The sequence below is a fragment of the Halanaerobium salsuginis genome, from assembly GCF_900114545.1.
GTDB lineage: Bacteria > Bacillota > Halanaerobiia > Halanaerobiales > Halanaerobiaceae > Halanaerobium > Halanaerobium salsuginis.
Genome location: NZ_FOTI01000030.1, coordinates 25,361 through 35,071 on the forward strand (window position 1 = coordinate 25,361; position 9,711 = coordinate 35,071).

General features: G+C 33.5%; 8 protein-coding genes. 4 read left to right on the forward strand and 4 right to left on the reverse strand.

The features are described 5' to 3' along the window. Positions 1-12: 12 nt before the first annotated feature. From BMZ74_RS09795 to BMZ74_RS09805, 4 genes are all read right to left on the reverse strand, one after another. Entirely contained in the window at positions 13-2,487 is a 2,475-nt protein-coding gene (locus tag BMZ74_RS09795; protein WP_089862066.1) for a heavy metal translocating P-type ATPase, read from the reverse strand. 42 nt (positions 2,488-2,529) lie between these two features. Then, a complete protein-coding gene (locus BMZ74_RS14770; RefSeq protein WP_281244092.1) occupies positions 2,530-2,640 on the reverse strand; it encodes an LDCC motif putative metal-binding protein in 111 nt (36 codons plus the stop codon). A gap of 105 nt (positions 2,641-2,745) precedes the next feature. Then, positions 2,746-2,955 carry a heavy-metal-associated domain-containing protein gene (locus BMZ74_RS09800; RefSeq protein WP_089862067.1) on the reverse strand — a complete coding sequence of 70 codons (210 nt, stop codon included), beginning with the start codon at positions 2,953-2,955 and terminating at the stop codon, positions 2,746-2,748. Between the two features lie 91 nt (positions 2,956-3,046). Continuing rightward, positions 3,047-4,990: a copper-translocating P-type ATPase gene (locus BMZ74_RS09805; RefSeq protein WP_089862068.1), complete on the reverse strand. Its 1,944-nt coding sequence runs from the start codon at positions 4,988-4,990 to the stop codon at positions 3,047-3,049. A 314-nt stretch (positions 4,991-5,304) separates the two neighbouring features. Between BMZ74_RS09805 and BMZ74_RS09810 the strand changes: the two genes are divergently transcribed. The 4 genes from BMZ74_RS09810 to BMZ74_RS09825 all read left to right on the forward strand — a co-directional run. After that, entirely contained in the window at positions 5,305-6,567 is a 1,263-nt protein-coding gene (locus BMZ74_RS09810; protein WP_089862069.1) for a YeeE/YedE family protein, read from the forward strand. 33 nt (positions 6,568-6,600) lie between these two features. Then, complete coding sequence (locus BMZ74_RS09815) at positions 6,601-8,298, forward strand: FAD-dependent oxidoreductase (protein WP_089862070.1); 1,698 nt, start codon at positions 6,601-6,603, stop codon at positions 8,296-8,298. 181 nt (positions 8,299-8,479) lie between these two features. Next, positions 8,480-9,334, forward strand: coding sequence for an ABC transporter permease (locus BMZ74_RS09820; protein WP_089862071.1), 855 nt, complete (start codon positions 8,480-8,482; stop codon positions 9,332-9,334). 161 nt (positions 9,335-9,495) lie between these two features. Next, positions 9,496-9,711 (forward strand): transposase (locus BMZ74_RS09825; RefSeq protein ID WP_177181358.1); only part of this gene is annotated, 216 nt, incomplete at its 3' end.

The following is a 9,711-nucleotide window of genomic DNA, read 5'->3' on the forward strand; positions in this document are numbered from 1 at the left end:
TTTCAGTTGAGTTTATTTTTTATAAGCTGGCTGTACATTTGCTTTTCTCAACATATTAGCATTTGATACAACTGTAATTGAACTACCGGCCATTGCCATTTCTGAAATAACAGGGTGCAATAAACCTAAAATAGCAATTGGTATTGCAATAATGTTATAGAAGAAAGCCCAAAATAAATTCTGTTTGATCTTCTTAAAAGTAGCCCGAGACAATTTAACAGCTGTTATTACAGCAGATAAATCTCCTCTAACCAATGTTATATCAGAAGATTCAATTGCAATATCTGTTCCAGTTCCAATTGCAATTCCAACATCAGCTTGAGTCAGAGCTGGTGCATCATTAATTCCATCTCCTACCATAGCAATAATTCCAAATTTTTCCTGCAGTTCTTTTATTTTATCAACTTTACCATCAGGTAAAACTTCAGCAACTATATGATCAATTCCAACTTCAGCACCGATTGCCTCAGCTGTCCGCTGATTATCTCCAGTAATCATTGCTGTTTCTAATCCTAATTCTTTCAATTCTTGAATTGCTTTAATAGAATCCTCTTTCAGGGCATCAGCAACAGCAACAATCCCCAGCAGTTTATTATCAGCTGCTACCAGCATAGCAGTTTTAGCTTCTTTTTCTAGTCTCACCATTTCTGCTTCGAGTTCTTGAATTTCTATGCCTGCTTCTGTTAATAATCTTCTGCTGCCAACAAGTACAGACTGACCTGCTAAATCAGCTTTTACTCCTTTTCCTGTTACAGCAGTAAAGTTTTCTGGCTGTTCAAGCTTAAGTTCTCTATCCTGAGCGCCCTTAACAATAGCAGCTCCCAATGGATGTTCTGAACCAGTTTCTACAGCTGCAGCCAGGGCAAGAAGTTGCTCCTTATTAACACCAGCAGCTGTTACTAGATCTGTTACTTCTGGTTTCCCCTTCGTGATCGTTCCTGTTTTATCAAAGACCACTGTATGAACATCTTTCATTGTCTGGATCGCTTCACCTTTTCTAATTAAAACTCCATTTTCTGCTCCAATACCGCTGCCAACCATCAAAGCTGTTGGAGTAGCAAGGCCAAGAGCACATGGGCAGGCAATAACTAATACAGCAATAGTAGCAAAAATTGCTAAAGTTATTGTTCCTAGCTCTGGACTAACCCAGGGAAGAAAACTCTGCGCCCAAAAACCAACCTGACGAAAACTGTCAGTAAATACCAACCAGGATAAAAAAGTTAAAACAGCAATTATTAAAACTGTTGGAACGAAAATACCAGTAATTTTATCAGCAAATTCCTGAATAGGAACTTTTGTTCCCTGAGCTTCTTCTACCATCTTTACTACCTGAGATAAAAAGGTATCCTTACCAACTTTAGTAGCTTCAACTTGAATTAAACCATTTTGGTTAACTGTTGCTCCAATAACTTCGTCCCCTTCACCTCTATTAACTGGCATAGATTCACCAGTTGCCATTGATTCATCAATTGTTGTTTTACCAGTGATAATCTTGCCATCAGTCGGGATCTTTTCACCAGGTTTAACCAGCATAATATCACCAGGCTGAACATTTTCAATAGCAATTTCTTTTTGTTCACCATCGACAATAATAGTAGCTGTTTTAGCTCCTAATTCTAACAATTTTTTTATTGCCTGAGAAGCTCTTCCTTTAGCAGTTTCTTCTATATAACGACCCGTTAAATGAAAAGCCATAATCATTGCTGAAACTCCAGCATAATTAGCAATTGGAGTAAAGAAAACTGCTGGCCCAGTTATAAAGGCAGCTCCAGTTCCTATTGCAATTAAAACATCCATATTTGAACTACCATGGCTAACTGCTCGATAGGCTGTAACAAATGTTTTTCTACCATAAACAAATAAGGGAGGTATAGCTAAAATGATCATACCAAGATTAAAAATCGTCTCATTAGGCCAGGCAATTCCAAATACCATTTCTGGAATCATCCAGAGCATGATCGGAATTGTAAAGGCCCAGGTACCCCACATTTTATGTTTAGCAAGAGCTAATTTTTCTAAATCATCATCAGCTGAATCAGAAGTTGTTGTTTCATCATCAGCAAATCTACTTAATTCATAACCAGAATTCTTAACTATTTTTCGAAAATCATTCCGATCAAGTACAGCAGGATCATATTCAACACTACCTTTCTCAGTAGCAATATTTACATTAGCCTGATAAACTCCAGCACTTTTATTTAGAGCCTTCTCTACAGCTGCTGAACAGGAAGCACAGCTCATTCCATCGATATCAAAAGTTATTTTTGCCTTTTCTTCCTTAACATCATAACCACTTTTGCGCACTGCAGAAATTAAGTCTGATTTTGCTATCTGATCTGCATCATAATCTACATAGGCTTTTTCAGCAGCAAAATTAACCTGTGCTTCTTTAACTCCTGCTGTCCGATTAAGGGCTTTTTCTATAGCCTGAGCACAAGCTGCACAGCTCATACCCTTTAACTGCAGTGTCTCTTTTTTAACCATCATTAATTATACCTCCATTTTAAATCAAAATTTATTAATTAAAACTTAACTATTTTTTTCACTACTACAGCAGTCCGGTGTCTGATTTCCATATTCTTTCTGATTAGCGGAAGCCAATTTATCAATAAATTTTTGCCACCAACTCTTTTTTGCCATTTTTATCATCCTTTATATTAAAAAATATGATTAAATTTATACCCCTACACTGTAAAAGTAAATCTTTTAACTAATAACTAAAAATATTAGTCATGAAAAATTTAGTTAAACAGTTTTTATATATTCATAACCAGCTTCACTAACTGCTTCTGCTAGCTTGTCATCTGTAACCTCTTTACTTAAGCTAACTACAACTTGACCTTGATCAGCATTAGCTTTAGCATCACTAACTGCATCAATTTTTAATAATTCTTTTTCTGTTCTTTTCTCACAGTGTTCACATGACATACCTTCTACGATCAGTGTTTTTTCCATTTTATATAACAGCTCCTCTTTTTATACAATATACATGTAGGGGGTATAATTATATTATCATTATTTCTAGTCCCTGTCAAAAAAATCTTAGTTAATTATTATTAAATTTAAGCAGTTTTGCATTGACTGCTACAATAACTGTACTAAGGGACATTAAAACAGCTCCTATAGCAGGTGAAATCATAATCCCAAATCCAGCAAGAACCCCGGCGGCAAGAGGAATAGCAAAAGCATTATAACCAGTTGCCCAGAATAAATTCTGAACCATCTTTTTGAATGTTAACCCCCCAAATTCAATCAATTTTAGAACATCAAGCGGGTCACTTTCGACCAAGATAATATCAGCGGTTTCAGCCGCTACATCTGTTCCTGATCCAATAGCAATTCCAATATCTGCTTTGGCTAGAGCTGGAGCATCATTAACACCATCACCAGTCATTGCTACAAAAGCACCATTTTCCTGGAGTTCTGCAACCTTTTTTTGTTTTTGATCTGGTAAAACTTCTGCAAAAAAGTCATTTAAACCAAGCTCATTACTTACATACTGAGCAGTTTTCTGATTATCCCCAGTTAGCATCTTAACTTTTATACCTTTATCTTTCAGTTTTTTCACAACCTGATAAGAACTCTCTCTAATTTGATCAGCTAGCCTAACTAAACCTATTAACTGACCAGATTTTAAAATAAATACTTCTGTAAATGGTCCTTCTTTTAATGCATCTGCTGGCACTTCAATTTCATTTTCTGTTAAATAACCTGGTGAAACAGCCTTAAACTCTGTATCAGATATCTTAGCTTTTACACCTTTTCCCTTCATAATTGCAAAGTCTTTAACTTTAAGTAGATCTAGCTCATCACTTTTAGCTTTTTTAATTATTCCTCTCGCTATAGGATGTTCTGATTCTTGTTCTAAAGATGCAGCATGCCGTAAAATATCTTCTTTACTATAATCTTCTCCAAAACTTACTACAGCTTCTACTCCAAATTCACCTTCTGTAAGAGTACCTGTCTTATCAAAAAGAATTGTATCAATTTTACGGGCATTTTCAAAAGCAGTTCTATTTCTAATTAAGAGACCATTTTTAGCTGCCATAGTGGTAGAAACTGCTACTACTAGTGGAATAGCAAGTCCCAGAGCATGGGGACATGTAATAACCATTACAGTCGCCATTCTTTCAATTGCAAAAGCAAAATCATTGCTTATTAAATACCAACTTATAAAGGTTAAGACACCAGCTGAAATAGAAATTATTGTCAGCCAGAAAGCTGCTCGATCAGCAAAATTCTGAGTTTTAGATTTTGCAGCCTGAGAATCCTTTACCATATTAATTACCTGTGATAAATAACTATCCTCACCAGCTTTTTTGATTTCAATTTTTATAGAACTATCTCCATTAACTGAACCACCAATAACTTCATCATCTACTGAATGTTCAACCGGTTCTGCTTCACCTGTCAGCATTGATTCATCAATATAAGAATTACCTTCATAGATAATACCATCGGCAGGTATCTTCTCACCAGGTTTAATCAGTACTTTATCACCTTTACTTAATTCTTTGATTTTAATTTCTTTAACTTCTCCATCAACTAATTTATGAGCCTGATCTGGCATCAATTTTGCTAATTCTTCCAGAGCGTGTGATGCTCCCATAACTGATTTCATTTCTAACCAGTGTCCAAGCAGCATAATTACAATTAATGTTGCCAGTTCCCAGAAAAAGAAGCGTCCTTCTAAACCAAAAACAACTGCTGAACTATAAAAGTAAGCTACTGAAATTGCCAGAGCAATTAAAGTCATCATACCTGGATTTTTATTATTAAGTTCATCCTTTAATCCAGTTAAAAAAGGCCAACCACCATAGAAAAATATGATAGTAGAAAGTATAAACAACAGATAATTACTCCCACTAAATTCTAATTTATAACTCAAAAAACTCTGAATCATTGGCGAAAGTATTAAAATTGGTAATGATATTACTAAAGAAACTATGAATCTCTTTTTAAAATCTGCTAACATTTTTTGATGATCCATTTTTAATACCTCCTAAATTAAATTAAACTAAATATTATACCCCTACGGTGTATCTTAAGCATAGTATAACACTCGGAATTAATCGCGTCAAGCTAATTAAACATCTTCAAACCTTTTCAAAGTCAATTCCCTTCTTCTATAACATAAAGTTATTCAGCATAAGATATTATTATTTTAGTCTGCTAAATAAATAGTATATACTTAGTGTAGAAAGTTTGTTTTGTGAATAAATTTATTTACTTTTGCGAATTTTATTACAAAGTTAATAAATTTTTGTTGTTTATTTAATCTTAAAGGGAGGTAATTCTTAAAAAATGAAAAAAGGAGAAAAACTTTTAGGTATTATTGCAGTATTAATAGTTTTGTTAGCTGCTAAATTCTGGCTAAAAACTGATTTACTGTTTTTTAGGTTGTTAATAGGAACTGGACTTGGCTATACATTAGCTAGAGCTTACACAGGCTTTGCTGGCAGTGTTAATCGTGCTTACAGAACAGGCTCTACTCAATTAATGAGAACCTTAATGTTCATGTTTTTTATTACAGCTTTACTGACAACTGCCTTTTTATTTGGCAAAGATCCAGCTAGTTATAATCTCTGGATTAAACCAATTAACTTAGGTGTTATGCTAGGTGGTCTTTTCTTTGGCTTCGGTATGTCTTTATCAGTTTGTTGTGCTAGTGGAGTTCTAACTGATTTACCAGTTGGTCTACCCAGAGCATTTATAACTTTAATCTTTTTTGGTTTAGGTGTTTTTGTAGGATTTCCAGTTCAAAATACTGCCAGTTGGGTACAGGATTCCTGGTATAGTACTTATATTGGCATTAGAACTATGGGAGGAGTTTTTCTACCAGATCTCTTCCAGGGAGATGGTTTTGAAGGCTACCTTGGTGGGCTCATACTCTTAGGTGCCCTGTGCTTAATCTTTACAGTGCTATCCTATATTTATGAAAAACATCAGATTAAAACTAAAAAATATACTGGGCTGCCAATTGAAAAACTCCAGTCTGAACTTAAAGCTATTGATTTAAAAAACTTTAATCTGTTTAGTGCTGATACATATTATCACTTTTTTGAAAAACCCTGGACTTTAAAACAAGGGGCAATTGTCTTAGCTGTTATTTTCACTTTAATGATGGGAGTAACTGGTGCTGGCTGGGGTGCTTCACAACCTTATGGTATCTGGTTTGGTAAATTTTTAATGTTACTAGGTGTTCCAGCTGCCAGTCTAGCTAACTTTACCCATCTGTCTGCCAGTCATTTTACAATTCCGTTTTTTGAACAGCAAATTTCTGTACAGAACTTCGGAATCATTGTTGGCGCAATTATTTATCTTTTGACAGCAGGTAAATTAAGTGAATCATTTACTGCTGGTCTCGAAATCGATAAAAAAGCTGCTGCTCTTTATGCTTTAGGTGGAATTTGTATGGGATTTGGAACTAGATTAGCTAATGGCTGTAATGTAGGAGCTTTATATACTCCTATTGCTAATTTTTCTTTATCAGGTTGGATCTTCTTAATCTTTATGATTCTTGGTGGAGTAATTAGCAACAAATTTAGTGATAAAATTTATAGTTAAGTAAAATTAATAAATCTACAGGAGGAATAAAAAATGAGTAAGAAAATTTTAGTTGTTGGGGGAGTAGCTGGTGGAGCTGGAACAGCTGCCAGAATAAGAAGACTTGATGAAGATGCAGAAATAATTATGTTTGAAAGAGGACCACATGTCTCTTTTTCTAACTGTGCTTTACCTTATCATTTAAGTGGAGTAGTTAAAGATTGTGATGATTTAGTTTTAATGTGTCCTTCAAAATTTGCTGAGCAATATAATATTGAAGCCAGAGTTAATAATGAAGTTTTAAGTATTAATAAAGAAGCTAAAACTGTTGAAGTTAAAGATCTAATAAATGATAAAGTTTATACAGAAAAATATGATAAACTTATCTTATCTCCTGGTGCTAATCCAATTAAACCAAAAAGTATTACTGGAGTAGATAGAGATAACGTCTTTACAATCCGCAATGTAGTTGATATTGATAAGTTAAATAAATATGTAAATTCAAATAATGTTAAAAATGTAGCAGTAATTGGAGCCGGTTATATCGGGGTAGAAATTGCTGAAAACTTTATTCATTCAAATAAGAATGTTGCTTTAGTGGAAGCAATGGATCAAGTTCTACAACCACTCGATTTCGATATGGCCCAAATTTTACAAAAAGAATTATATGATAATGGCATTAATGTGGTTTTAGCTGATCCTTTAACTGAAATACATAGTGATCATGTAGTCTTAAAATCAGGTAAAAAAATTAAAGCAGAAGCTATTGTTTTAGCTATTGGAGTTAGCCCAGAAACTAAACTAGCAAAGGCTGCTGGTCTTAAAATAGGCGAAACTGGTGGCATTGAAGTAAATCATAACTATGTAACAAGTGATCCTAATATTTATGCAGTAGGTGATGTAATCGAAGTCTATTCTAAAATTGCTCGCAGTAAAACAAGATTACCTTTAGCTGGTCCAGCTCAAAGACAGGCTCGTGCTGCTGCCAATCATATTTATAATATACCTAATCGCAATAATGGGGTTATTGGTTCCTCTGTAATTAGAGCTTTTGATTATAATGCTGCTACTACAGGTTTAAATGAAAAACAGCTGAAAAAAGCCGGGATTTCTTATGATTTTGTTTATGTAATTCCCATGGATAAAGTTGGTTTAATGCCTGATGCTAACCCAATTCATTTTAAATTACTATATGAAGTTCCAACTGGTAAAGTTCTGGGAGCACAGGCTATTGGAAAAGGTAATGTCGATAAAAGAATTGATATTATAGCAACAGCTATTTTATTTGAAGCAACAGTTGAAGAGTTAACTGAGCTTGAATTAGCTTATGCTCCTCTCTTCTCAACTCCACGTAATGCAGTAAATCAGGCTTCTTTAGTTGCTACTAACTTAATCAACAATCGTTTTAAACAAGTTCCAGTAACTAAAGTAAGAGAACTTGTTGAAAATGATGCTTTTATTGTTGATGTTAGAGAAAAAGATGAATATGCTCAAGGTCACTTAATCAATTCTATTAATATTCCTTTAAGTGAATTACGCGAAAGAACAGCTGAAATACCAACTGATCAACCTGTTTACTTACACTGTCGTTCAGCTCAAAGAAGTTATAATGCCTGCCTTGCTTTACAGGGTAAAGGTTACGAAAATGTAATTAATATCTCAGGCTCTTATCTTGGTATTTGTTGTTACGAATATTTCCTTGATCAAACAACTGAGCGAGCTAAAATCGTAACTGAATATAATTTTAATTAAGTAAAGTTGTTTAAACTAATAAATTATATAAAAATCAAATTAATAATAAAAGACCATCAAGATTCTTGATGGTCTTTTAAAATTGCTATTTAGAAAAATATATGATATTTTGATGATAATAAAGCTAAATTATTCTTATTACAAATTTTAAATGTTTAAAGCTTAAGGACGTGTAGCTAGTATGTTTTTTAAAAGAAAATCACAAACTAAAAATATAAATTCTAATAATCTTATTACTCAGCAGACTAAAAATAACGAGGATAATAAAAAAAGTCCAGTCGAAAGAATCTTAACTGTTTCAACCTGGCTGTTCATTTTTTTAATCTGGTATTTAGTAACTAAGCTAGAAATTTTTACTCCTACTTTATTACCAGGACCAAAAAGAGTCTGGTTGGCCTTTTTACATATCCTTAAAAATGGTTATAATAATGTCCCCCTCTGGGTGCATTTAGGAACAAGTTTTAAAAGACTTTTTGTAGCCTTATTTTTTGCTATCTGTACTGCAATTCCACTGGGATTATTAAGCGGCTATTTTAATAAAGTAGAAGCAGTAATAGATTCAGTGGTAGAATTTTATCGACCTTTACCACCACTGGCTTACTATACTCTCTTGATTCTCTGGTTTGGAATTGATGATACCTCCAAACAAATTCTACTCTTTTTGGCTGCTTTTGCACCAATTTATTTAGCTTGTGTTTCAGCTGTTAGAAAATTAAACCAAGATTTTGTATTAAGTGCTAAATCATTAGGTGCAGACCAGAAAGATATCTTTTTTAAAATAGTTCTACCAGCTGCTATGCCAGAGATATTTACTGGTATCAGAACTGCTTTTGGAGTTGCTTATACAACTTTAGTTTCATCAGAAATGGTTGCTGCTACTTCTGGAATTGGCTGGATGGTTCTCGATGCCTCTAATTTCTTAAAAAGTGACGTAATTTTTGTTGGGATAATTATTATGGGAATTTCAGGTGTTTTAATTGATGCTTGCTTAAGACTGTTAGAAAGAAAAATTATTTTCTGGAAAGGTCATATTTAAATAAATATTTAGTTTCAATAAATATAAGGAAGTAATGTACAATAAGTTGTGTAAATTAAATATCGATATTTTTTTAAAATAAAAAAAGAGGAATCCTTCTTTAAGTGGTTGAATATATTTATCGACGAAAATAAAAAATCAAACCACTAGGAGGACTCCTCATGAAAAGTATACCTGAAAAACCCAACAATGGTCAAGTGAATTTTGATGACATGATTAATGATTTGATCAAAAATTTTCTCGAAAAATTGCTTAAGTCTGAATTAACCGAATTTCTAAATTACGATAAATATGAAGTTACTGGTAAAAACTCTGGCAACAACCGCAATGGTAATTATTCTCGTAACTTCCAGACTAAATACGGTGTCATTGAAAAT

Bases quoted from the DNA above. Each gene is read 5' to 3' on its own strand.
- BMZ74_RS09795 (WP_089862066.1), bottom strand. From the start codon at position 2,487: ATGATGGTTAAAAAAGAGACACTGCAGTTAAAGGGTATGAGCTGTGCA.
- BMZ74_RS14770 (WP_281244092.1), bottom strand. From the start codon at position 2,640: ATGGCAAAAAAGAGTTGGTGGCAAAAATTTATTGATAAATTGGCTTCC.
- BMZ74_RS09800 (WP_089862067.1), bottom strand. From the start codon at position 2,955: ATGGAAAAAACACTGATCGTAGAAGGTATGTCATGTGAACACTGTGAG.
- BMZ74_RS09805 (WP_089862068.1), bottom strand. From the start codon at position 4,990: ATGGATCATCAAAAAATGTTAGCAGATTTTAAAAAGAGATTCATAGTT.
- BMZ74_RS09810 (WP_089862069.1), top strand. From the start codon at position 5,305: ATGAAAAAAGGAGAAAAACTTTTAGGTATTATTGCAGTATTAATAGTT.
- BMZ74_RS09815 (WP_089862070.1), top strand. From the start codon at position 6,601: ATGAGTAAGAAAATTTTAGTTGTTGGGGGAGTAGCTGGTGGAGCTGGA.
- BMZ74_RS09820 (WP_089862071.1), top strand. From the start codon at position 8,480: ATGTTTTTTAAAAGAAAATCACAAACTAAAAATATAAATTCTAATAAT.